This is a genomic window from Streptomyces sp. RKAG293, assembly GCF_023701745.1.
Lineage (GTDB): Bacteria > Actinomycetota > Actinomycetes > Streptomycetales > Streptomycetaceae > Actinacidiphila.
In genome coordinates this window covers 5,034,968-5,055,466 of the sequence record NZ_JAJOZB010000001.1, presented here as the reverse complement: position 1 = coordinate 5,055,466, position 20,499 = coordinate 5,034,968, and the positions used below count along the sequence as shown (strand labels likewise).

26 protein-coding genes are annotated in these 20,499 nt (G+C 71.2%); 8 read left to right on the top strand and 18 right to left on the bottom strand.

Translation table 11 applies throughout. The features are described from left to right. Positions 1–67 precede the first annotated feature (67 nt). Both LNW72_RS22505 and LNW72_RS22500 read right to left on the bottom strand, forming a co-directional pair. On the bottom strand, positions 68–1,024 hold the full coding sequence (locus tag LNW72_RS22505; RefSeq protein ID WP_250977054.1) for an asparaginase: 957 nt from the start codon (positions 1,022–1,024) through the stop codon (positions 68–70). 118 nt (positions 1,025–1,142) lie between these two features. Next, a complete protein-coding gene (locus LNW72_RS22500; RefSeq protein WP_374117311.1) occupies positions 1,143–1,775 on the bottom strand; it encodes an ABC transporter substrate-binding protein in 633 nt (210 codons plus the stop codon). A 198-nt stretch (positions 1,776–1,973) separates the two neighbouring features. Between LNW72_RS22500 and dtd the strand changes: the two genes are divergently transcribed. Further along, on the top strand, positions 1,974–2,399 hold the full coding sequence (gene dtd, locus LNW72_RS22495; RefSeq protein ID WP_250977053.1) for a D-aminoacyl-tRNA deacylase: 426 nt from the start codon (positions 1,974–1,976) through the stop codon (positions 2,397–2,399). A gap of 47 nt (positions 2,400–2,446) precedes the next feature. Here dtd and LNW72_RS22490 read toward each other — a convergent pair whose 3' ends face one another. The 7 genes from LNW72_RS22490 to LNW72_RS22460 form a co-directional block, all read right to left on the bottom strand. After that, positions 2,447–3,415, bottom strand: coding sequence for a glycine cleavage T C-terminal barrel domain-containing protein (locus LNW72_RS22490; protein ID WP_250980261.1), 969 nt, complete (start codon positions 3,413–3,415; stop codon positions 2,447–2,449). Positions 3,416–3,434: 19 nt separating this feature from the next. Then, on the bottom strand, positions 3,435–3,872 hold the full coding sequence (locus LNW72_RS22485; RefSeq protein ID WP_250977052.1) for a Fur family transcriptional regulator: 438 nt from the start codon (positions 3,870–3,872) through the stop codon (positions 3,435–3,437). A gap of 109 nt (positions 3,873–3,981) precedes the next feature. After that, positions 3,982–4,545 (bottom strand): FABP family protein, encoded by a 564-nt coding sequence (locus LNW72_RS22480; protein ID WP_250977051.1) that lies wholly within the window; start codon positions 4,543–4,545, stop codon positions 3,982–3,984. A gap of 371 nt (positions 4,546–4,916) precedes the next feature. Continuing rightward, entirely contained in the window at positions 4,917–5,933 is a 1,017-nt protein-coding gene (locus LNW72_RS22475; protein ID WP_250977050.1) for a hypothetical protein, read from the bottom strand. Next, a complete protein-coding gene (locus LNW72_RS22470; protein WP_250977049.1) occupies positions 5,930–6,817 on the bottom strand; it encodes a hypothetical protein in 888 nt (295 codons plus the stop codon). The genes LNW72_RS22475 and LNW72_RS22470 overlap by 4 nt, the downstream gene beginning before the upstream one ends. Next, a complete protein-coding gene (locus LNW72_RS22465) occupies positions 6,814–7,662 on the bottom strand; it encodes a hypothetical protein (RefSeq protein WP_250977048.1) in 849 nt (282 codons plus the stop codon). The genes LNW72_RS22470 and LNW72_RS22465 overlap by 4 nt, the downstream gene beginning before the upstream one ends. A 55-nt stretch (positions 7,663–7,717) precedes the next feature. Further along, positions 7,718–8,461, bottom strand: coding sequence for a hypothetical protein (locus LNW72_RS22460; protein ID WP_250977047.1), 744 nt, complete (start codon positions 8,459–8,461; stop codon positions 7,718–7,720). A gap of 162 nt (positions 8,462–8,623) precedes the next feature. On the opposite strand from LNW72_RS22460, the gene LNW72_RS22455 reads away from it, so the two are divergent. Continuing rightward, entirely contained in the window at positions 8,624–8,986 is a 363-nt protein-coding gene (locus tag LNW72_RS22455; protein ID WP_250977046.1) for a DsrE family protein, read from the top strand. 10 nt (positions 8,987–8,996) lie between these two features. Here LNW72_RS22455 and LNW72_RS22450 read toward each other — a convergent pair whose 3' ends face one another. The 8 genes from LNW72_RS22450 to LNW72_RS22420 all read right to left on the bottom strand — a co-directional run bounded on the left by LNW72_RS22450 (position 8,997) and on the right by LNW72_RS22420 (position 14,430). Continuing rightward, a complete protein-coding gene (locus tag LNW72_RS22450; RefSeq protein WP_250977045.1) occupies positions 8,997–9,317 on the bottom strand; it encodes a DUF3099 domain-containing protein in 321 nt (106 codons plus the stop codon). 154 nt (positions 9,318–9,471) lie between these two features. After that, on the bottom strand, positions 9,472–9,762 hold the full coding sequence (locus LNW72_RS22445; RefSeq protein WP_138354054.1) for a DUF1416 domain-containing protein: 291 nt from the start codon (positions 9,760–9,762) through the stop codon (positions 9,472–9,474). A 45-nt stretch (positions 9,763–9,807) separates the two neighbouring features. Next, entirely contained in the window at positions 9,808–10,647 is an 840-nt protein-coding gene (locus LNW72_RS22440; protein WP_250977044.1) for a sulfurtransferase, read from the bottom strand. Between the two features lie 135 nt (positions 10,648–10,782). Next, positions 10,783–10,863 (bottom strand): Ms5788A family Cys-rich leader peptide, encoded by an 81-nt coding sequence (locus LNW72_RS42125; RefSeq protein WP_358789501.1) that lies wholly within the window; start codon positions 10,861–10,863, stop codon positions 10,783–10,785. A 160-nt stretch (positions 10,864–11,023) separates the two neighbouring features. Then, positions 11,024–11,734, bottom strand: coding sequence for a DUF2993 domain-containing protein (locus LNW72_RS22435; protein ID WP_250977043.1), 711 nt, complete (start codon positions 11,732–11,734; stop codon positions 11,024–11,026). 137 nt (positions 11,735–11,871) lie between these two features. Continuing rightward, the gene (locus LNW72_RS22430; protein WP_250977042.1) at positions 11,872–13,164 is read right to left on the bottom strand and encodes a hypothetical protein; all 1,293 of its coding nucleotides are present in this window, start codon (positions 13,162–13,164) and stop codon (positions 11,872–11,874) included. 1 nt (position 13,165) lies between these two features. Beyond that, the gene (locus LNW72_RS22425; protein ID WP_250977041.1) at positions 13,166–13,459 is read right to left on the bottom strand and encodes a MoaD/ThiS family protein; all 294 of its coding nucleotides are present in this window, start codon (positions 13,457–13,459) and stop codon (positions 13,166–13,168) included. 119 nt (positions 13,460–13,578) lie between these two features. Further along, complete coding sequence (locus LNW72_RS22420; RefSeq protein ID WP_250977040.1) at positions 13,579–14,430, bottom strand: alpha/beta fold hydrolase; 852 nt, start codon at positions 14,428–14,430, stop codon at positions 13,579–13,581. Positions 14,431–14,639: 209 nt separating this feature from the next. Between LNW72_RS22420 and LNW72_RS22415 the strand changes: the two genes are divergently transcribed. From LNW72_RS22415 to LNW72_RS22390, 6 genes are all read left to right on the top strand, one after another. Beyond that, a complete protein-coding gene (locus LNW72_RS22415) occupies positions 14,640–15,419 on the top strand; it encodes a response regulator transcription factor (protein WP_138354048.1) in 780 nt (259 codons plus the stop codon). 32 nt (positions 15,420–15,451) lie between these two features. Next, positions 15,452–16,474, top strand: a complete 1,023-nt coding sequence (locus tag LNW72_RS22410; protein ID WP_138354047.1) for a LacI family DNA-binding transcriptional regulator — start codon at positions 15,452–15,454, stop codon at positions 16,472–16,474. 122 nt (positions 16,475–16,596) lie between these two features. Further along, positions 16,597–17,718 carry a S1C family serine protease gene (locus LNW72_RS22405; protein ID WP_250977039.1) on the top strand — a complete coding sequence of 374 codons (1,122 nt, stop codon included), beginning with the start codon at positions 16,597–16,599 and terminating at the stop codon, positions 17,716–17,718. Positions 17,719–17,761: 43 nt separating this feature from the next. Further along, complete coding sequence (locus tag LNW72_RS22400) at positions 17,762–18,010, top strand: hypothetical protein (protein ID WP_250977038.1); 249 nt, start codon at positions 17,762–17,764, stop codon at positions 18,008–18,010. 43 nt (positions 18,011–18,053) lie between these two features. Further along, positions 18,054–18,788, top strand: a complete 735-nt coding sequence (locus LNW72_RS22395) for a response regulator transcription factor (protein WP_250977037.1) — start codon at positions 18,054–18,056, stop codon at positions 18,786–18,788. Next, complete coding sequence (locus LNW72_RS22390) at positions 18,785–20,212, top strand: HAMP domain-containing sensor histidine kinase (protein WP_250977036.1); 1,428 nt, start codon at positions 18,785–18,787, stop codon at positions 20,210–20,212. The genes LNW72_RS22395 and LNW72_RS22390 overlap by 4 nt, the downstream gene beginning before the upstream one ends. 22 nt (positions 20,213–20,234) lie before the next feature. Here the strand turns inward: LNW72_RS22390 and LNW72_RS22385 are convergent, their stop codons facing one another. Further along, positions 20,235–20,390 (bottom strand): hypothetical protein, encoded by a 156-nt coding sequence (locus LNW72_RS22385; RefSeq protein WP_250977035.1) that lies wholly within the window; start codon positions 20,388–20,390, stop codon positions 20,235–20,237. Positions 20,391–20,499: the final 109 nt, after the last annotated feature.

Sequence of the window (20,499 nt, the reverse complement as noted above, 5' to 3'; positions counted from 1 at the left end):
GGAGGGGCGGTTGACGTGACCGGTCCGCCGGGCGACGGCGGATTGCCCGCCGGCGCCCGGCCGGTCCTCAGAAGACCGCGCGCACCTCGCCGACCCGTTCCCCGCCGCCCAGCAGCGGCGAGTCGGCGATCCGGGCGAGCACCGGCGAGTCCACTCCCATCAGCTCCAACGCCCTTGCCAGCACCGGCCCGAGCGCCCGTCTGCCGCCGTCGTCGATCTTGAAGGCCAGCGCCCGGCCGTCCGGCAGCGCCACCGCCTGGACGGCCTCCGCGCCCACCTTGGCGAGCGCGCCCGGGATCTCCCGCATCAGCCAGGTGTCCGACCGCCGGGTGCCCGCGACGTACTCGGGGTGCGCCCGCATCGCGTCGGCCACCTTCCGCTCCGGGGTGCCCTCGGGCGCGCCGACGCAGCGGGCGAAGGCGCGCGCCAGCCCGGTGAGGCTCAGCGCCGCGACCGGCGCCCCGCAGCCGTCGACGCCCACCCGCTCGACCGGTTCGCCGCTCAGGTCGGACAACACGTCCAGCACCAGGCGTTGCAGCGGATGGCCGGGGTCCGGATACGTCTCCAGGGGCCAGCCGTTGACCACGCAGGCGGTGAGCATCGCGGCGTGCTTGCCGGAACAGTTCATGAGGATCCGCTCGCGGCCGCCGCCGGCCCGCAGCCACTGCTCGGCCGCCTCGACGTCCACGGGCAGGTCCGGGGGGTTGCGCAGCGCCGACTCGGTCAGGCCCGCGCCCGCCAGGATCTTCCTTACGCCCTCCACATGGAACGGCTCCCCCGAGTGGCTGGCCGCGGCGAGCGCCAGCAGTTCGCCGTCCAGGGCGACCCCGGCCCGCAGCATCGCCGCCGCCTGCATCGGCTTGTTGCACGACCGGGGAAAGACCGGCGACGTCACGTCTCCGAGCGTCGGCCCGACGCGGCCGTCCGCGTCCAGCACGACCAGCGAGCCGCGGTGCAGCCCCTCCACGAAGCCCGACCGGACGACCTCCGCCAGCACCGGATGCGGACGCTCCACCGCGCTCAAACCCGCGCCCCGGCCCGCGCCCCGGCCCGAGCTCCGGTCTGCGCCCCGGCCCGCGTCCCGGCCCGCGTCCCGGCCCGGGTCCCGGTCTGCCGCTGCGGGTGTCCCGTCATCATCGCCGTCAGCCCTCGGCGAGCAGGTCGTCCACGCTTGCTTCCCCGTCACGGTATCTGCGGGTGATCTCCGCGCTGCAGCCGTCGACCGTCCGCTGGAGGGTCTGCCGGCGCCGGGAGACCTGCTGCTCATGGCGGACGAGTCGGCCCATCCCCTCGTGCAGGTCCTGGTCCGTCCGGGCGTCGAGGTCCGACAGTTCGACCTCGGCGAGCATCTCCTCGGCGAGCCGCCGCACCCGCTCGGTGAGCGGCGTGCCCAGCGTCACGTGCCGGGCGGAGGAGCGGTGCCGGGACGGCGCGTCGGTGAGGATCTCCGGCAGCCGGTCCAGCAGCGGAGCGTCCGGTGCCGTGCGGCGCCCCAGCTCCGCCCGCAGGATGTCGATCCGGCCGTGCAGCAGCCGGCGCAGATACGACAGATCCGCTTCCTCCTGCTGCGCGTCGCGTCGCAGGGTGCGCAGGGTGCCGAGGCCCAGCGCCCCCATCTCGGGCTCCGGGACGTCCGCGGCGAGCGGGCTGCGCGGACCCGGGGGCCGCGGCCCCAGTGCGTCGGCCTTCAGCATGTGATGGCCCTTCTCGATGGGCGCGGTCGGTGCGATCGGTGCGGTGGTACCGGATGTCTCTCCAGCGCCGGGTGTGGTCATGCCTGTCGTCCCCTCGTCGCGGCCGGAGCCGCCCAGGTTCCGATGGTCCCACTGCCTGCGGACACCCCGCAGCGACTCTGCACCCGAACGGCCCCGACGGCGGGCGTGCTTGGCGTCCAACCGGGCGTACGACCTGCGGTCGCGTGCGCCCCCTCACCCGTGCGAGTGGTGTTGGCACATGCACGGGACAATGCCCGTATGCGAGCGGTTGCCCAACGGGTCAGTGAAGCGAGTGTCGTGGTCGGCGGAGAGACGGTCGGGTCGATCACCGGACCGGGATTGTGCGTTCTGGTGGGGGTGACGCACGAGGACACCCCGGAGAAGGCGGCGCAGCTGGCCCGCAAGTTGTGGAGCCTGCGCATCCTGCCGGACGAGAAGTCCTGCTCGGACATCGGCGGCCCGCTGCTCGTCATCAGCCAGTTCACGCTTTACGGTGACGCCCGTAAGGGGCGCCGCCCCACCTGGAACGCCGCCGCGCCGGGCGGGATCGCCGAGCCGCTCGTCGACGAGGTGGTGAAGCAGCTGCGCGCGCTGGGCGCGGACGTGGAAACGGGCCGGTTCGGCGCGGACATGAAGGTCTCGCTGACGAACGACGGCCCGTTCACCCTGGTCATCGACATCTGATCGACATCTGATGACGCGGCGATCACCGCGGCGGTCACCGCAGTGGACTACGGCGCGACGACGATCTCCTGCGACGCGACCGTCGTGTCGGCCAGCAGCGTCGCGTCCGCCGCCGTGTTGCGCTTCACCAGGGCCAGCGCGATCGGGCCCAGCTCCCAGTGCCGGGCGGAGGACGTGATGAAGCCGATCTGCCGGCTCTCCTCGCCCTCGGAGGCGATCCGGACCGGGGACCCGTGCGGCGGGAGCTTCACCTCGCTGCCGTCCAGGTGCAGGAAGACCAGGCGGCGCGGGGGCTTGCCCAGGTTGTGCACCCGGGCGACCGTCTCCTGTCCCCGGTAGCAGCCCTTCTGCAGGTGGACGGCGGTCTCCAGCCAGCCCAGCTCGTGCGGAATGGTGCGGTGGTCGGTCTCCAGGCCCAGCCGCGGCCGGTGTGCCTCGATCCGCAGCGCCTCCAGCGACAGCGACCCGATCGGCCGGCCCGCGCCGGCCGCGAAGGACTCCAGCTCGGCGCGCGGCACGAAGACGTCCCGGCCGTAGGACGTCTCGCGGACGGCCCAGCCCTCCGGGACGGCCGTGATGGCGCCCGCGGGCAGATAGACGATCGCGTACTGCTCCGACGCGTCGGCCGCCTCGACCTTGTAGAAGAACTTCATGCTCTCCAGATAGGCGAGCAGGGCGCCCTGTGTGCCGGGCTCCACGTGGATCCAGGTCGTCGTGCCGTCGTCCACGAGGTAGAGCGCGTGCTCGATGTGACCGTGCGCGGTGAGGACCAGCGCCTCGGTGGCGTGGTGGGCGGGAAGCTGCTCGACGTGCTGGGTGATCAGCAGGTGCAGCCAGGCGAGACGGTCCTCGCCACTGACGGTGAGGACGCCGCGGTGCGACAGGTCCACGAAGCCCGTCCCGTCGGCGAGCGCGCGCTGTTCGCGGAACAGGTCGCCGTAGTGTCCGGCGACACCCTCGTCCGGCCCCTCTGCGGGGACGGCACCGGGAAGCGACAGCAAGGGACTCTTCGACATGGCGGTCATGGCGATAAGCCTACGACCCGTCGGCGGAAGCCTTCGCGGTGCAGGCGGCGCAGCGGCCGAAGATCGCGAAGTGCTTCATGTCCGTCTCGAAGCCGAACGCCTCGCGCAGCCCCTCGGTGAGCGGTTCGGCGAGCGTCACCTCGGCCTCGGTGACGGAGCCGCAGTCCCGGCACACCAGGTGCATGTGGTGGTGCCGGTCCGCGAGGTGGTACGTCGGGGCGCCGTGTCCGAGGTGGGCGTGACTGACCAGGCCCAGCTCCTCCAGCAGCTCCAGCGTCCGGTAGACGGTGGAGATGTTGATGCCGGAGGCGGTCCTGCGTACCTCGGTGAGCAGCTCGTCCGGAGTCGCGTGCTCCAGAGCGTCCACGGCCTCCAGGACAAGCTGCCGCTGCGGGGTCAGCCGGTAGCCGCGCTGCCGCAGATCGCTCTTCCAGTCGGTGGTCACCACAGCCCCCAGTGTAGGGCTGTGGATCCCGGCTGCCGCGAGGGCCGAAGCGGGGCTTCGGCGGGGGTCCCGCCTGGCGGGTCCTATCCGGCGGGTCCCACCGCTGCGGGTCCTACTTGAAGAAGGCGATCCCGTCGTCGGGGAGGTCCTTGAGGTCCTTCGCCCACTCACGCGGGTCCACGACCTTCTTCAGGTGCGCGGACATGTACGGGCGCAGCGTGACGGCCGGGGTGGCCTTCTCGCCGACCCACATCAGGTCGCTGTGGACGTAGCCGTAGAGCCGCTTGCCGCCGGAGTACTCCGGGGCCTCGGGCAGCCGGGCGACGGCGTCCGTGACGATGTCGATCTGCGGCTTCTGGTCGGCCAGCTCGCCGGTCCAGATCTCGATGACGCCCTCGTCACGGGTGATGGTGACATCGACCTTGCGGTCCTTGTCGATCCGCCAGAAGCCGCTCTCGTTCTCCAGCGGGCGCAGCTTCTTGCCCTCGGCGTCCAGCACCCAGGTGTGGGAGGTGTACTCGAGGAAGGAGCGGCCGTCGTGGCTGAACGTCACCTCCTGCCCGAAGTTGCACTTCTCGGCGCCGGGGAAGTCGTACACGCCCGCGCCCTCCCACCTGCCGAGGAGGAAGACGAGCGGGACGAGGTCCGGGTGAAGGTCGGACGGGATCTCGATCATGGTGTGGTGCCCTGTTCCGTTGTCCGTGCGGCCGAGGTCAGCGCTGGCCCTGGTACAGCTTCGCCACCGCGAAGACGGAGAACGCGGCGACGCCGAGGCAGACCAGGACGAGCAAGGCGTCGAAGATGTACTCAATACGCACGAGTGTGCTCCTCGGGCAGGCAAGCGGTAATGGACCGGGGACGAGTCTAGTCGGCGGCCACGGGGACGGCGCTGTGAGGTGCGTCCCCGTGGCCGTGGCGGGCCGGGACGGGCCCGGATGGCCGCTACGTGGGCTTCTTCGGCGGGCTCCGGCCGCTTCAGCCGCTTCAGCCGCTTCGGCCGCTCCGGCCGCTCCGGCCGCTCCGGCCGCTCCGGCCGCTCCGGCCGCTTCAGCCGAGGAGCTGAGCCTGGAGCGTGATCGTCTGCCGGAACGGCACCACCGGCATCGTGTCCTTGTGGGACAGGACGACGACGCCGATCGTGTCGCCCGCGGAGATGAACGCATACCGCACCCGGGTCCCGTGCGGGCCCTGCCCTTCGAACGCGTACAGGATCGACGCGCCGGCCTCGCCGGCACCCAGCGCGGAGTCGAGGTCACTCCGCACGTCGGGCGCCTGTGCCAAGTGGGTGGTGTTGAAATCGATGCGGTAGCGATCGCTGTACGCCGCACTGGAGAACTGCAGCAGGTAGGTCTCGGCGCGTGTGCCGTCCGGCATGGTCCAGGCGCGGGCCGCGATGTGGCGCAGCCCCTCCTGGGTGAGGAACCCGCGCTGCGGGGCCTGGGTGTCCTTGTCGAACAACGTGAGGTACTTGTCGGTGGGCAGCCAGCCCTTCGCGCCGGGGAACGCCGGATCGGGCGTGGCGCCCTCCGGGGCGGGCAGCAGGAGCGATCGCAAGTCCGCGTAGTGGCGACCACCGCGGTTGAGCTGGTCCTCACCCACCGCCGGCTTGCCTGCGGGCAGTTTCGGCAGGGCGAGCGGCTGATAGGTCCAGCGGCCGTCGTCAGGTGTCTCCAGCCCTGGGATCCTGGTGCGCTCGGGCTGGGTGATCCCGTAGGCGACGCCGCCGCCGAGCGCGCCGAAGACCAGCACGGCCGACGTCCAGCGCAGCACCGCGCGGAGCACACGGCGCGGCTTCTTCGGTTCGACGGGCAGCACGGGGGCGGCCCAGGGGTCCGCCGACGGCGGGGCCACCGGGAGGGGCGGCACCGGCGGAACGCCTTCGGCAGCGGGCTCAGGCTGCGGCTCGGGCTCCACGGCCTGGGGTTCGGCGTCCTGGGTTTCGGCGTCCTGGGGTTCGGCGTCCTGCGGTTCCACGTCCTGCGGCTTCTCGGCCTGCGGTTCCACGTTCTGTGCTTCCACGTCCTGCGGCTTCTCGTCCTGCGACGCGATCGACTGGTCGGTCATGCCGACACCCCCGGGTCCTGGATGCGGTCGAGCTGCTGCTTGAGCAGGTCCGCCGCTTCGGTCTTGTGCAGCGGAACGGTGCCGGTCAGGGTCATCGTCACCATCAGGTCGCCCTCGGTGGCCTGGCAGGACATCGCATCGAGCTTCTCGCCCGGCTCGGTCGGCGGCAGCACACAGCGCGCCTTGTCGTGACCCGCGATCTTCGGGCCGTTGCGGAACACCCCGAGCGCCTTGGTGAATTCGTTGAAGTACTCGTTGCGCTCGGCAGCGGCCTGCTTGTTCGTCACCTGGACGATCTGTATCTCGATGACGTAGTCACCGCCGTCGGCGCTGTACGTCCGCATGCCGGCACCTTGCAGGTGGAGGTCGTCGATGGACTTCTCGACCGCGCTGCGGTTCTTCTTGGACAGCCTGCTGACGCTGGACTTCATCATCGTCACGGCCTGCTTGCCGTCCAGTTCGACGTCGTTGCCGAACTCTCCGACGTCCGGACCCGCTTGGTAGGTGTCCGGCAGCGGCAGCAGCAGCTTGCCGAGACGTCCGTAGTGGCTGCCGCCCGACTTCGCCCCGAACTCACCGGTCTTGGCCGGGACGGGGGCCTTCCAGGGAGCGGCGGAGGTCTTGTTGTCCGGCGCGTCGTCATGCTGGAGAACCGCGTAGCCGATGCCGCCACCGGCCGCCACGGCGACGAGGGCCGCCGCGATGCCGAGCGCCAGAGCGCGGCGCTTCCTGGGCGCCGGGGTGGCTTCGGTCTCGGGTGCGACCTCGGGTGACGCCTCGGGTGCGGTCTCGGATGACACCTCAGGTGCGGTCTCGGGTGCGGTCTCGGATGACACCTCAGGTGCGGTCTCGGGTGCGACCTCGGGTGACGCCTCGTCGTTCACAGTCGCTCCAACTGCCGCTTGGAAATGTCCATGATGGTCGCGGTGCTGATCGGGTCCCCCGAAAAGATCCAGACGTCCATGAAGATGTCGCCGCGCCGGGCGAGCCCCCGCGCCTTGTACAGCGGCTCGTAGCCCTCCTTGGTCTCGGGCTTGGAGTAGACCCAGACCCGGCCGTCGAGGTCGCCGGGGATCGCCGTCCCCTCATTCTCAGCATGCTTGGCATCCGTCATGTAGCCCTGCTGGCCCTGCAGCATCTGGACGGCGAAGGTCGTCGTCTGGTCGCGGAACTGGACCAGATGGATATCGGTGGTGGTGTGGTTGTCGCTGTCCCAGCCCGTCACCACGGCACGCCGGAATCCGTTCGTGCTCAGCTCCTGGAACATGTGATCCGGATTGTTGTATCCGTCCGCATAATCCGCGAGCAGCAGCCATCCGTCGCCGGAGACCGGCACTGCCGGGTCCTTCGCGCCCTTCGGCCGCTCCAGGAGCAGCTTGCGCAGGTCGCCGTCGGTCTTCACCAGGTGGTCGTCGGCGACCGTGAGCGGGGCGGCCGGGGCCGCGGCGCCTGCCGGCTGGACGAGCTTGGGCTGGGCGAGCGGCGGGAGCGGGGTTTCCGGGCGGTCCTGCTGGATCTTGTAGCCGGTGCCGGCGCCCGCGAGGACGCCGAGGACGGCCGCGACCGCGATCAGCAGCGTGGTGCGGCCCCGGCGGCGCGGCTTGCGCTCCACCTCCGCCTCCGCCTGCGGCTTCTCCTCCGCCTGCGGCTCGACGGGGAGTTCCGCCTCGGTCGGCGGTTCCGGTGGGGGTTCCGGAGCGGGCTCGGGCGCAGGGGTGTCCTCGGACATGGTGATCTCCACGTGGGTGGTGCGAGAAAAAGGAGGAAGGGAAGGAAGGACGGGCTCAGCGGCCGGTCTTGAGGCGCTGGTACTCCGCGTCCAGCAGGTTCTGCAGCAGCTTCGGATCCGCGGCCTTGCCGCCCGTCACGGTGATGGTGATGTGCACATCGCCCTGGTACGAGATGGCCAGCAACGAGTCCGTGCTCTCCTCGGAGCCGGACTTCAGGTGGTAGGCGCGGGCCGGATAGCCGCCGGTGAGGGGCAGCTTGTCGCCCTCGTAGTAGTGGGCTTCGTAGTACGCGGCGGCCGAAGCGGCGTCCGCGAAGCGGCTGAGCTTCACGGTGACCTCGGCGCCGCCGCCCGCGGTGAGATACGTGCGGTAGGCGCCGGACTTGAAGCCGTAGCGGTCCAGCGCGCTCTTCATGGCCGCTTCGTCCTCCGCACCGCTCGCGAGGTCGGCCGCGGAGAGCGGGCTGCCCGCCTCGTCGCCGTAGACCTCGGCGTCCTTCGGCGGCGCCAGCAGGAAGAAGCGCAGGTCACCGGTGTGCGCGCCCTGGCTGACCTGGCCCTTGACGGTGGACGTGGCGGACGGGGCGGGCGTGGCCGAGGCGGACGACGCGGACGGATCGGCGCTCGGAGAGCCCGGCACCGAAACGGTCGGTGCCGGGGACGACGGAGCGGCCTCGTCGGCATGGCCGGACGAGGAGCCGAGCGCCACCACGACTCCGGCGGTCACGCCGACCAGCGCGAGCATTCCGATCCCGGCGGACACCGCGATGACGGCGCCTCGACGGCGTACAGGTTCCACAGGAAGCCCCCCCGGGCACAAACACAGCACTCGCACGCGTGTCGCATTGTGAGTGGAACCGCATTATGTCCAGCCGACACGTCGGCGCCCCAATCCTTTTGCCGTGACATGGGACACAGGTGGGGCCAACGGGGCTGGTGGGAGAGCCGCTAGCCTGAGCCCATGGCGAAGAAGCTCGTGATCAAGGTGACAGCGGGCGCGGACGCGCCCGAGCGCTGCTCGCAGGCGTTCACGGTGGCGGCGGTCGCGGTGGCCAGCGGTGTGGAGGTCTCGCTGTGGCTCACCGGTGAGTCCGCGTGGTTCGCGCTGCCGGGCCGCGCCGCGGAGTTCGAACTCCCGCACGCCGCACCGCTGCCGGACCTGATCGACGGGATCCTCGCCGGCGGCGGCATCACACTGTGCACGCAGTGCGCGGCCCGCCGGGACATCGCGGAGAAGGACGTCATCGAGGGCGTACGGATCGCGGGTGCTCAGGTCTTCGTGCAGGAGGTCATGGCCGACGGCGTGCAGGCCCTCGTCTACTAGGCCGGACCGCCTACTGGGCCCTGTCGTCCAAGTCCCCGCCGTCCGGCCGCTTTCCCGCGGCCTTCGCCCGCGCCGCCTCCTCGTCCCGGATCCAGGAGTCGTCCGCCGGTTCGTCCTCCAGCCAGCTGTCGGCGGGGTCGTCCCAGAAGTCGCCGGGCTCGCGCCGGTTCCCCACGATGGCGGCGAACGGCGGGATCACCATCGCGACCACGCACATCGCGACGGCGGCCGGCACCGACCACAGGCGCACCACGGCCCACGCCAGGACGAACAGCAGGATGCAGCTGCCCATCATGGCGAAATACCAGTGGCGACGCCGGCGCGCGTACATACCTCCACGGTACGTCCGAGCAGCACGAACAGGCAGCATGAACAGGCAGCACGAAGGGCCGCACCCAGAGCGTCCAACCCAGGGGTGCGGCCCTTCGGCCGTTCGATCCGTCAGTCCTTCAGTGCCTCAGCGGTTCAGCCAGTGCCTCAGCGGTTCAGACGGCGATGGCCACATCGGCCGCCGCGCCCTGCTGGGCCACGACCGTACGGTCCACCGTGGCGCCCGGGACGAGGGCGCGCAGCGTCCAGGTGCCGGGTGCGGCGAAGAAGCGGAACTGTCCGGTCGCCGAGGTCGGGACCTCCGCGGTGAACTCGCCGCCGCCGTCGAGCAGCCGGACGTAGCCGCTGATCGGCTCGCCGTCACGGGTTACCGAACCCTGAATGATCGTCTCGCTCGCCACGTCAACTCCTGCCAAGTCCGGGCCGCCGGCCTTTGCTCCACACATGTCTGATCCTTTGAGGGGTGGTCTGGAACGGGTCTGTAACCGGACTCAGGCGTTGGCGCCGAGCTCGATCGGGACGCCGACGAGGGAGCCGTACTCGGTCCACGAGCCGTCGTAGTTCTTGACGTTCGGCTGGTCGAGCAGCTCGTGCAGCACGAACCAGGTGAGCGCGGAGCGCTCACCGATGCGGCAGTACGCGATGGTGTCCTTCGCCAGGTCGACGTTCTCGTCCTGGTAGAGCTTGGTGAGCTCTTCGTCGGACTTGAACGTGCCGTCGTCGTTGGCGTTCTTCGACCACGGGATGTTGCGGGCGCTCGGGATGTGGCCCGGGCGCTGCGACTGCTCCTGCGGGAGGTGGGCCGGGGCGAGCAGCTTGCCCGAGAACTCGTCGGGCGAGCGGACGTCGACCAGGTTCAGCGTGTTGATCGCGGCGACGGCGTCGTCACGGTACGCGCGGATCGAGGTGTCCTGCTCCTTGGCCCGGTACGTGGTCGCGGCCCGCTCGGGGACCTCGACGACCAGGTCGCGGGAGTCGAGCTCCCACTTCTTGCGGCCGCCGTCGAGCAGCTTGACGCTGTCGTGGCCGTAGAGCTTGAAGTACCAGTACGCGTAGGAGGCGAACCAGTTGTTGTTGCCGCCGTAGAGGACCACGGTGTCGTCGTTGCCGATGCCCTTGGCCGACAGCAGGGCCTCGAAGCCGGCCTGGTCGACGAAGTCGCGGCGGACCGGGTCCTGCAGGTCGGACTTCCAGTCGATGCGCACGGCGTTACGGATGTGGTTCTTCTCGTAGGCCGAGGTGTCCTCGTCTACCTCGACGATTACCACCTTGGGGTCGTCGATGTGGCTCTGGACCCAATCGGCGTCCACGAGGACGTCACTGCGGCTCATTTTGTTCTCCTCCGGGGCAGTACGGATGCGCCAGAACGGGGCGCGACATTGCGCAGAATGTGAGAGAAACGCCGGGGAGGCAGGCGCACACGAACGGCCGTCGGGCCTGGTCCGGTACGTAGAAGGCTGCCGCCCCTATGGCATGCGACAGAGACTGGCGGCGACGCGGCACAGGTCGACTGCCCGCCGCTTCGTGAGATCCGCCTGTCGCTTCATGACCCCGATCGTAGGGAAACCTCCCCGAAAGTGTCACCAGCGTGTCATATACCGAGACAAGATTGTCCGGATACTGGGACAGATGAAGGGTCGGGCCTTACGCGGCAGGGCCGGGAGCCGTTCTGCCGCCGATTTCGACTGAGGCGCGGACGCCGCCGTCTCAGCTCGCGAGAACGACGTTCGTCCCGGACGCGGCCACCGATATGCCGCTCGGGGTCGTCACGACCGACTGCACCTTGATGCCGGTGGGCAGTCCCACCAGGCTCCGCGTGAAGTCGATCTTCTCGCGGATCAGCTTGTCGAGGCCGGGAATGGAGCCGACACCAGGGATCACATCGGCGTGCAGTCGCACCGTGTCGCCGTGCTCGACGCTGATCACGCTGGTGACGCTGCGCTTGACCGTCCCGATCAGCGGCATCGTCACGCTGCCGGTCACCTTCACCCGGCCCCTGCCGTCCTTGCTCTCGCCCCCGTACGCCACCGTCACTCCGGGGGGCGCGGCAGCCGACAGGTCCGCGTAGGTGATGAACGCCGAGCCGTCCGCCGTGTCGGCCACGGCCCGCTGGTAGTTGCCGGAGAGGTTCACCCCGCGCAGGTCGGCGGTGAAACTGTCGATCCGCAGCCGCTCGGCGCCGGTGCCCGCCTGGATGTCGTGCGCGGTGATCCTGACGTCGTCGAGCTTGTCCGAGGCGACCTGCGTCAGGAACGGGAAACCCTTGATCGAGATGTCGGGCTTCGAGCTCAGGCCCTGGGTCTGCTGGGCGCGCTCGGCCGCCTTGTCCTCGGCCACGGAGACGGCGATGCGGTCGGCCGCGACGAACAGCCCGCCGAGAACGACGAGGACGATCAGCAGTATTCGTGCGGCTCGCATGGCTCTCCCCCGGTTCAGGCTTGATCGACCGACCCTAACCCGCCTTCCCCCGGCGCCCGGGTGGACCGCTGTCGTTTGTCGTGAGGTTGTGACAGCGGCCCTCCCGGGCCCGGGGTCCGGATTCCGGTGGCGTTCCGTCAGCCGGTGAGGACCCGGCCCAGTACGTACACGACCGGGGCCGCGGCCGTCAGGGGGAGCGCGACGCCGGCGGTGAAGTGGACGAAGCGCGACGGGAAGTCGTAGCTGGCGACCCGCAGCCCGATGACGGCGCAGGCACCGGCGGCCAGGCCCAGCAGCGCGCCCTGGGTGCCGAGGTCGGTCAGCCGGCCGGTGACGATGCCGCTGCCGGCGGCGGCCAGCACGGCCACCACGACGGAGGCGGCGCCGGGCAGCGGCAGGGCGCGGGCGAGCGTCGCGACGGCGACCGCCACCGCGCCGACCACCACCGGATCGCTGCCGCCGGGTGTCCAGGCGACCGCGAGGAAGCCGGTGGCCAGGACGGTCATCAGCGTGGACGCCGACGTGGCCGTCAGCGACGACAGCCGCTCGTCCGTCGTCCCGCGGTGGCGCATCTGCAGCACGAGGACCAGCAGCAGCCAGGTCCCCAGCGTGCCGACGACCACGGCGGGCACGTTGTCGCCGTCCGTCGCGAGCAGCGCGATGTCCGCCGTGACGCCCGCGAGGAAGGCCAGCACGATGCCCTGCCGGGCCGGCCACATGCCGTTCAGCCGGAACCACCCGGCGGCGGTGACGCCCTGCAGGACCGCCACCACGAGCGCGAGCCCCGGACGGCCGACCACGGCCCCGCCCGCGATCAGCAGGGCGAGAACGGCGGTCAGCGCGGCCGGCTGCATCCCGGGCGCGATGATCGGCGAACCGGTGCGCTGCCCGGCGGCGGGCGCCGCGGCCCGGCCACGGGCGGCACGCCTGCCACCGGCACGCGGCTCGGCGGCCGCGGGATCCGGGACGGTCTGCGCCGGCTGGGACGGGAAGTCGTCGATGGCCGCCAGCACGGCGGTGTGGTCGCCCTCCCCCGCCGGGTCGTGGGACGGGTACTGCCCGTACTGGTCGTACTGCGCCTGGGGGGCGCCGTGCTGGTCGTGCTGCTGGTCGCCGTACGGCTGCCGCGCGGGAGCGTCGTAGCCGGGCTCCGCGTAACCGCCGCCGTACCGCTGACCCTGCGGCGGGCTCTGCGGCGGGCTCTGCCGGCCGTACTGATCGCCGGGGACCTGGTTCTGCCACACCGGCTCGGCGGACGGCATCGGCCCGGGGTGCGCCTGCGGCTGCCCGGCCGCGTACGGGTCGTACGGCTCGTACGCGTTCGGATTCTGCTGATGGCCCTGCTGATGGTTCTGCTGATGGTTCTGCTGATGGCCCTGTTGATGGTTCTGGTTCTGCTGCGGGTTCTGGTCCCAGTCGGAGGAGGTCATGTCACCCACCCGCGAACGGCGGAAGGACCTCGACGGTGCCGCCGTCGGCCAGGGCCACGCCCGCGTGGTCCCGCGTCCCGACGGGGTCGCCGTCGACCAGGAACGAGCACCGCAGCAGCACCCGCGCGAACTCCGGCTGCCGCGCGTGCCGTTCGCGCGCGGCGGCGAGCGCCTCGGCCAGCGTGGCGGCGCGGTACGGCTCCTCGGCCGTGCCGGCCGCTGCCTTGGCCGCGGCCCAGTAGCGGATCGTGCCGGCGCCTGGGGCGGGCGTCACCGGAATGTCGCTTGCCGCCATAGCGGCTCCTTGTCGTTGTCTTTGCGGTCGCACGGGTCCCTGCGGCCCCCGCGAGGTACAGCCGCCGTCCATGATGACACCCGCCCGGGGGCCGGGATGTGAGCCCCGGCGCGAGCCGGTCAGACCGTGCCGAGCCAGGCCCCGACACGGCGCAGCAGAGCGTCGTCGGCCGCGTTCTCCGCGTGGCCGAACCCCGGCTCGATCCACAGCTCGGCCGCGTCCCCGGCGGCGCCCGCCAGCGACCGGGGGTGGTCCAGCGGGAAGTACGCGTCCCGGTCGCCGTGCACGATCAGCAGCGGCGTCGGAGCGATCAGCGCCGCGGACTCGATCGGCGAGAGCGGCACCGGGTCCCACTCGCGCGGGTGGATGCGGGTCCCGAGTCCGAGGCGTGAGACGAGCCGGCCGGTGGGCCGGGTGACCACCCAGTGCAGCCGCCGCATCGGCGCCGTCCCGCGGTAGTACCAGCGGGCCGGTGCGCTCACCGAGACGACCGCGTCGGGTGCGCCGCCCAGCCGTCCGGCGGACGGTGCCGCCGCGGGCCGCGCCGCGTGCCGCAGCACGACGGAGCCGCCCATCGAGAAGCCGACGGTGACCACCCTTCGGTACCCGAGGCGGCGCGCCCACCCCACGGCCGCGTCGAGGTCGAGCACCTCCAGATCGCCGACGGTGGACCGGCCGCCGGAGCCGCCGTGGCCCCGGAAGGAGAAGGTGATCACGCCCGCGAACTCGGCGAACACCTCGGCCGCCCGGCGGATCGCGGGCCGCTCCAGAGCCCCCGTGAAGCCGTGCGCCACCACGATCGCGCAGCCTTCGTACGCCGGGTTCCCCGCGCCGGAAGTTCCGCCGTCCGACGGCCGGTGTTCGGCCTCGATTCGTACGCCGTCCTCCGTCAACAGAACCGCACGCCGACCACCCGAAGTGATCGATGAAACACACAAAGGCCCGTTCAGGGACTCACCGAGGCTCTCCATGTGGGCTATTCTCCTGGGGAAGAGGATCCGGGCAGCGTCGCCCCCGGGTCCTTTCGTGCTTTCTGAACCAGGTTTTCCGACCACATGTTGAGACACCGCTATCTGAAACACCGCTTCACCAGGTACGTCCTCGCAGGGACCGAGGAGGGTTCGCAAATGGGCAAGCAAAGTGTGCAGCAGCAGTACCGGACGACCGACGGGAGCAACAAGTGAGCTCTCTCCTGCTCCTGACGAACGCGCTCCAGCCGTCCACCGAAGTACTTCCCGCGCTCGGACTGCTGCTCCACAGCGTCCGCGTGGCACCGGCCGAAGGACCGGCCCTGGTGGACACCCCCGGCGCCGACGTCATCCTGATCGACGGCCGCCGTGACCTGCCCCAGGTCCGCTCGCTGTGCCAGCTGCTCCGCTCCACCGGCCCCGGCTGTCCGCTGGTCCTGGTCGTCACCGAGGGCGGCCTCGCCGCCGTCACCGCCGACTGGGGCATCGACGACGTCCTGCTCGACACCGCGGGTCCCGCCGAGGTCGAGGCACGGCTGCGGCTCGCGATGGGCCGCCAGCAGATCGGCGTCGACGACAGCCCGATGGAGATCCGCAACGGCGACCTGTCGGTCGACGAGGCGACGTACAGCGCGAAGCTCAAGGGCCGGGTCCTGGATCTGACCTTCAAGGAGTTCGAGCTGATCAAATACCTCGCGCAGCACCCGGGCCGGGTCTTCACCCGCGCGCAGCTGCTGCAGGAGGTCTGGGGCTACGACTACTTCGGCGGCACCCGAACGGTCGATGTCCACGTACGGCGACTGCGCGCGAAGCTCGGCCCTGAGCACGAGTCCCTGATCGGTACCGTCCGGAACGTCGGCTACCGCTTCGTCACCCCGGAAAAGGTCGAGCGGGCCGCCGAGGAAGCCGCGAAGGCGCAGGCCCAGGCCCAGGCGCAAGCCGAGGCCCAGGCTCAGGCCCGAGCGCGTGCGAGCGCCGACCGATCCGCGTAACGGACGGGGTGGACCCGCGTAGACTGCGGCCCGTGGCAAAGGTGACGCGTGACGATGTGGCCAGGCTGGCGGGTACGTCCACCGCCGTCGTCAGCTATGTCATCAACAACGGACCCCGGCCGGTCGCCCCGGCCACCCGCGAGCGGGTGCAGGCGGCCATCGCGCAGCTCGGTTATCGCCCGGACCGTGTGGCCCAGGCGATGGCCAGCCGCCGTACGGACCTCATAGGCCTGATCGTCCCCGATGCCCGTCAGCCGTTCTTCGGCGAGATGGCGCACGCGGTCGAGCAGGCGGCGTCCGACCGCGGAAAAATGGTCCTCGTCGGCAACTCCGACTATCTGGACGACCGCGAGATCCACTACCTCCGCGCGTTCCTCGGCATGCGGGTCTCCGGGCTGATCCTGATCAGCCAGGGCCCGAGCGCGAACGCCGCCGCCGAGATAGAGGCGTGGGACGCCCGTATCGTCCTGCTGCACGAGCGGCCGGAGGCGATCGACGAGTACGCGGTCGTCACCGACGACATCGGCGGAGCGCAGCTCGCCACCCGCCACCTGCTGGAACACGGCCACGAGTACGTGGCGTGCCTCGGCGGCACCGAGAAGACCCCGGTCCTGGGCGACCCCGTCACCGACCACGTCGAAGGCTGGCGGCGGGCCATGCGGGAGTCCGGCCGTTCCATCGAGGGCCGGCTCTTCCAGGCCCCCTACAACCGCTACGACGCCTACCAGGTCGCCCTCGGCCTGCTCGCGGGCCCGGACCGGCCGCCGGCCATCTTCTGCGCCACCGACGACCAGGCGATCGGCGTGCTGCGCGCCGCGCGCGAGCTGCGGATCGACGTGCCGGGCGGGCTGGCCGTCGCAGGCTTCGACGACGTGAAGGAAGCGGCCCTCACCGACCCGCCGCTCACCACGGTCGCCTCGGACCGCGAGGCGATGGCCCGCGCCGCGGTGGACCTCGTCCTGGACGACTCGCTGCGCGTCAACGGCACCCGTCGCGACCGGCTGCGGCAGTTCCCGTCCCGGCTCGTCGTACGGGCCTCCTGCGGCTGCCAGTAGGGCCCCGCTAAAGGCCCGTGCCCCTTGGGGCCACTGACCTTTATATCGGGCATACCTACTTCTGTCGGGCTTCTCAGCGGACGCTCAGGAACCTCTCATGTTGCCGCCGCACAGTCAGTGACATGACCGATCACACGCAGCGCAGCAACAGCGACTACGACCCGAACGCGGCCTATCCGCAACCGCCGGCGTACGAGCCGGAGCAGCCCGTGACGACCCCGTCCGGGGTCACCGTGTGGCCCAGCGGACCGCACACCGCACACCAGGCGCCCGGCGCGGGCAGCGGTGCCGGCGGGATGTATCCCCCGCCGCCGCCCGGCGCACAGCCCTCGCCCGGTCCCTCCCCCGTCCCGACCTCCCGGCGCAAGGTCCGCAAGCCGATCGCCCTGTTCGCCGCGGTGGCGATCGCTTCGGGCGTCGTCGGCGGCGGAACGGTGGCGCTGATCGGCAACACCACCTCGCACCCCACCGTCAGCACCGCGGCCGCCGCCGTGAACGCCAGCTCCAGCAAGACCGGCGTGGCCGGCGTCGCCTCCGCGGTCAGCCCGAGCATCGTCGAGATCGGCGCGACCTCGAACGCCGGCCGGTCCACCGGTGCCGGCGTGATCATCACCAGCGACGGCGAGATCATCACCAACAACCACGTCATCGCGGGCGCCACCAGCATCAAGGTCACCTACAGCGATGGAAGGACGGCCACCGCGAAGGTCGTCGGCACCGACGCCAAGAAGGACCTCGCCCTCATCAAGGTCGACAACGCCAGCGGCCTCACCGCTGCCAAGCTCGGCAACTCCGACGGCATCGCCGTCGGCGACCAGGTCGTGGCCATCGGTTCGCCCGAGGGCCTGACCGGCACCGTCACCAGCGGCATCGTCTCCGCCCTCAACCGCGACGTGACCGTCTCCACCGACGAGAGCCAGGGCCGGGGCCAGGGCCAGGGCGGCAGCGGCGGCTCCGACCAGTGGCCGTTCAGCTTCGGCGGCAACCAGTACAACGGCGACACCGGCAACTCCACCACCACCTACAAGGCCATCCAGACCGACGCGTCCCTCAACCCCGGCAACTCCGGCGGCGCGCTGATCAACATGAACGGCGAGATCATCGGCATCAACTCCGCGATGTACTCGGCCGCTTCGTCCGGCTCCTCGGGCAGCAGCGCCGGCAGCGTCGGCCTCGGCTTCTCCATCCCGATCAACACCGTGAAGGCCGACCTCGACTCACTGCGCAGCGGCGGCACCAACTGACCTGCGGTCCGCACCCGAGCTCCAACCCTGGGGAGGCAGTCCCATGACCACCAACGCCATCACCGTCAACGTCAACCGTGCCCGGCACGCCCTCGCCGCCGCCGTCTCCTGGGGCGCGGGCGCCCCCGCACCCGAAGCCGCCGTCCGCACCGGCCCCGCCGACCTCGACCTGCTGCACGGAATGCCGGTCACGCCGGCCGCCCCGCAGCCTCCCCGCGCCGCCGAAGTCGCCACCCCGGCACCCGTCCGACGCGGCTCCGCACGCCACCGCCCCGCCGCCGTGCGAGGCTGATAACCGTCCCCGCCCCCTTCACCACCACGAGGTCGCGACCCCCATGAGCCCCGGCGAGAACGGCGAGGCCCCCGCCCGCATCCTGATCGTCGACGACGAGCCCGCCGTCCGCGAGGCGCTGCAGCGCAGCCTCGCCTTCGAGGGCTACGACACCGCCATCGCCGCCGACGGCATGGCGGCCCTCGACCAGGTCGACGGCTACCAGCCGGACGCGATCATCCTCGACGTCCTGATGCCCCGCATGGACGGCCTCACCACCGCCCGCCGGCTCCGCGCCACGGGTGTGACCGTGCCCATCCTGATGCTCACCGCCCGCGACACCGTCGGCGACCGCGTCACCGGCCTCGACGCGGGCGCCGACGACTACCTCGTCAAGCCCTTCGAACTCGACGAACTCCTCGCCCGGCTGCGCGCCCTGCTGCGCCGCAGCGCCTACGCGGCCGCGGCGGCCGCAGCCGACGAGGACAACGCCCTCACCTTCGCCGACCTCCGCATGGACACCTCCACCCGCGAGGTCACCCGCGCCGGCCGCCCCGTCGAACTCACCCGCACCGAATACACCCTGCTGGAGATGTTCCTCGCCCACCCCCGCCAGGTCCTGACCCGCGAGCAGATCCTCAAGTCCGTCTGGGGCTTCGACTTCGAGCCCTCCTCCAACTCCCTCGACGTCTACGTCATGTACCTCCGCCGCAAAACCGAGATCGACGGCCTCCCCCGCCTCGTCCACACGGTCCGCGGCGTCGGCTACGCGCTGCGGGCGCCGGACGGCAAGTCATGAAGCGGTTGCCACTCCGTTCGCGGTTGGCGATCCTCACGGCCGCCGCGGTGGCGGTGGCGGTGGCGGCGGTGGCACTCTCGTGCTGGCTGCTCACGAAGCAGCAGCTCACCGAGCAGCTGGACAGGTCGCTGCGCCAGGCTGACGCGGTTCCTCAGATCTCTCGATCGATCAACCAGAACGGATGCCTGGCCACCCCGCCGGTGCAGGACGTCGGCCCGGGGCACTATCCGTTCATCAACACGACCAACACGTCCGCCCAAGTGGTCCAGCGCAACGGCAAATCGTGCTGGGTCGAGGGCACCGCCGCCTTCCCCGTGACGAAGCCCGACCAGGCCATCGCCGCTGATCCCCTCAAGCCCGACGGCACTCCGCGTGCCGTCACCCACAACGTGACGACCGCGGACGGTACCGAGCTGCGCGTCTACACCATGGGCACCAACCTGGCCCTCGACCGACAGCCGCTCGCTCTGTCCGTGGCCCGCCCGCTGTCCGAGATCACCGACCCCCTCAACACCCTCGCGTGGGTGCTGCTCGCGGTCGCCGGCATCGGCGTCCTCGGGGCCGGCGCCGCCGGATTGCTGATCGCCCGCGCAGGGCTGAAGCCCGTCGACCGCCTCACCGAGACCGTCGAACACATCGCGCGAACCGAAGACCTCAGCGTCCGCATCCCCGTCGAGGGGGAGGACGAGATCGCGCGGCTCTCCGAGTCGTTCAACGCGATGACGGCGGCGCTGGCCTCGTCCCGCGACCGGCAGCAGCAGTTGATCGCGGACGCCGGGCACGAGCTCCGCACCCCGCTCACCTCCCTCCGCACCAACATCGAACTGCTGGAACGCAGCGAGGCCACCGGGCGGCCCATCCCCCCGGCGGACCGCAAGGCGCTGCTGGCCAGCGTCAAGGCGCAGATGACGGAGCTGGCGGCGCTCATCGGCGACCTTCAGGAGCTCTCACGCCCCGACGGGGCGCCCACGCTGCAAGTGGTGGCCCTGCACGAGATCGCGGAGGCCGCGCTGGAACGGGCCAGACTGCGCGGACCCGATCTGACGATCCGGGCCGAGCTGGCGCCCTGGTACGTCCGCGCGGAGCCGGTCGCTCTGGAACGCGCGGTGGTGAACCTGCTGGACAACGCGGTGAAGTTCAGCCCGCCGTCCGGCTCGGTCGAAGTACGCCTGGACCACGGCGTGCTGACGGTCCGCGACCACGGCCCCGGCATCCCGGAGGACGAACTCCCGCACGTCTTCGAGCGCTTCTGGCGCTCCCCGTCCGCCCGCAGCCTGCCCGGCAGCGGCCTGGGACTGTCCATCGTGGCCCGCACCGTCCAGCAGTCCGGCGGCGAGGTGAGCCTCCGCCCGGCCGGCGGCGGCGGCACCGTGGCCACCGTCCGCCTCCCGGGCGCCCCCACGGCCCCGCCCGGCCTGACATGAACCGGGACGACCACGGGCGTCGTCAGTCCTCCGTCACATCCCAGCCCCGATGCGCGGCAACGTCGGGGAGCGCCCTGACGACGCGCGGCACGCTTCCGGCAAGCACCCAGTCGAATTCGGAGAGCACCGTCTCCACCGTCTGTCCCGAAAGTTCGCCCTTGCCCGGGTCCGGTCTCATGGCGGCGGCGAGAGTTCCGGCGATGAGCGCGAGGGAGTGCCCGGCATAGAACTCCTGCCGGTCGGAGTCGTCCTCGTCGAGCTCCGGAGCGACTTCCAGCTCCTCCAGC

What these genes read in the sequence shown, in the direction of transcription:
- LNW72_RS22500 (WP_374117311.1), bottom strand. Translation starts at nt 1,775, where the DNA reads ATGACCACACCCGGCGCTGGAGAGACATCCGGTACCACCGCACCGATC.
- dtd (WP_250977053.1), top strand. Translation starts at nt 1,974, where the DNA reads ATGCGAGCGGTTGCCCAACGGGTCAGTGAAGCGAGTGTCGTGGTCGGC.
- LNW72_RS22490 (WP_250980261.1), bottom strand. Translation starts at nt 3,415, where the DNA reads ATGTCGAAGAGTCCCTTGCTGTCGCTTCCCGGTGCCGTCCCCGCAGAG.
- LNW72_RS22480 (WP_250977051.1), bottom strand. Translation starts at nt 4,545, where the DNA reads ATGATCGAGATCCCGTCCGACCTTCACCCGGACCTCGTCCCGCTCGTC.
- LNW72_RS22475 (WP_250977050.1), bottom strand. Translation starts at nt 5,933, where the DNA reads ATGACCGACCAGTCGATCGCGTCGCAGGACGAGAAGCCGCAGGACGTG.
- LNW72_RS22465 (WP_250977048.1), bottom strand. Translation starts at nt 7,662, where the DNA reads ATGTCCGAGGACACCCCTGCGCCCGAGCCCGCTCCGGAACCCCCACCG.
- LNW72_RS22455 (WP_250977046.1), top strand. Translation starts at nt 8,624, where the DNA reads ATGGCGAAGAAGCTCGTGATCAAGGTGACAGCGGGCGCGGACGCGCCC.
- LNW72_RS22450 (WP_250977045.1), bottom strand. Translation starts at nt 9,317, where the DNA reads ATGTACGCGCGCCGGCGTCGCCACTGGTATTTCGCCATGATGGGCAGC.
- LNW72_RS22445 (WP_138354054.1), bottom strand. Translation starts at nt 9,762, where the DNA reads ATGTGTGGAGCAAAGGCCGGCGGCCCGGACTTGGCAGGAGTTGACGTG.
- LNW72_RS22440 (WP_250977044.1), bottom strand. Translation starts at nt 10,647, where the DNA reads ATGAGCCGCAGTGACGTCCTCGTGGACGCCGATTGGGTCCAGAGCCAC.
- LNW72_RS42125 (WP_358789501.1), bottom strand. Translation starts at nt 10,863, where the DNA reads ATGAAGCGACAGGCGGATCTCACGAAGCGGCGGGCAGTCGACCTGTGC.
- LNW72_RS22435 (WP_250977043.1), bottom strand. Translation starts at nt 11,734, where the DNA reads ATGCGAGCCGCACGAATACTGCTGATCGTCCTCGTCGTTCTCGGCGGG.
- LNW72_RS22430 (WP_250977042.1), bottom strand. Translation starts at nt 13,164, where the DNA reads ATGACCTCCTCCGACTGGGACCAGAACCCGCAGCAGAACCAGAACCAT.
- LNW72_RS22425 (WP_250977041.1), bottom strand. Translation starts at nt 13,459, where the DNA reads ATGGCGGCAAGCGACATTCCGGTGACGCCCGCCCCAGGCGCCGGCACG.
- LNW72_RS22420 (WP_250977040.1), bottom strand. Translation starts at nt 14,430, where the DNA reads ATGGAGAGCCTCGGTGAGTCCCTGAACGGGCCTTTGTGTGTTTCATCG.
- LNW72_RS22405 (WP_250977039.1), top strand. Translation starts at nt 16,597, where the DNA reads ATGACCGATCACACGCAGCGCAGCAACAGCGACTACGACCCGAACGCG.
- LNW72_RS22400 (WP_250977038.1), top strand. Translation starts at nt 17,762, where the DNA reads ATGACCACCAACGCCATCACCGTCAACGTCAACCGTGCCCGGCACGCC.
- LNW72_RS22395 (WP_250977037.1), top strand. Translation starts at nt 18,054, where the DNA reads ATGAGCCCCGGCGAGAACGGCGAGGCCCCCGCCCGCATCCTGATCGTC.
- LNW72_RS22390 (WP_250977036.1), top strand. Translation starts at nt 18,785, where the DNA reads ATGAAGCGGTTGCCACTCCGTTCGCGGTTGGCGATCCTCACGGCCGCC.
- LNW72_RS22385 (WP_250977035.1), bottom strand. Translation starts at nt 20,390, where the DNA reads ATGAGACCGGACCCGGGCAAGGGCGAACTTTCGGGACAGACGGTGGAG.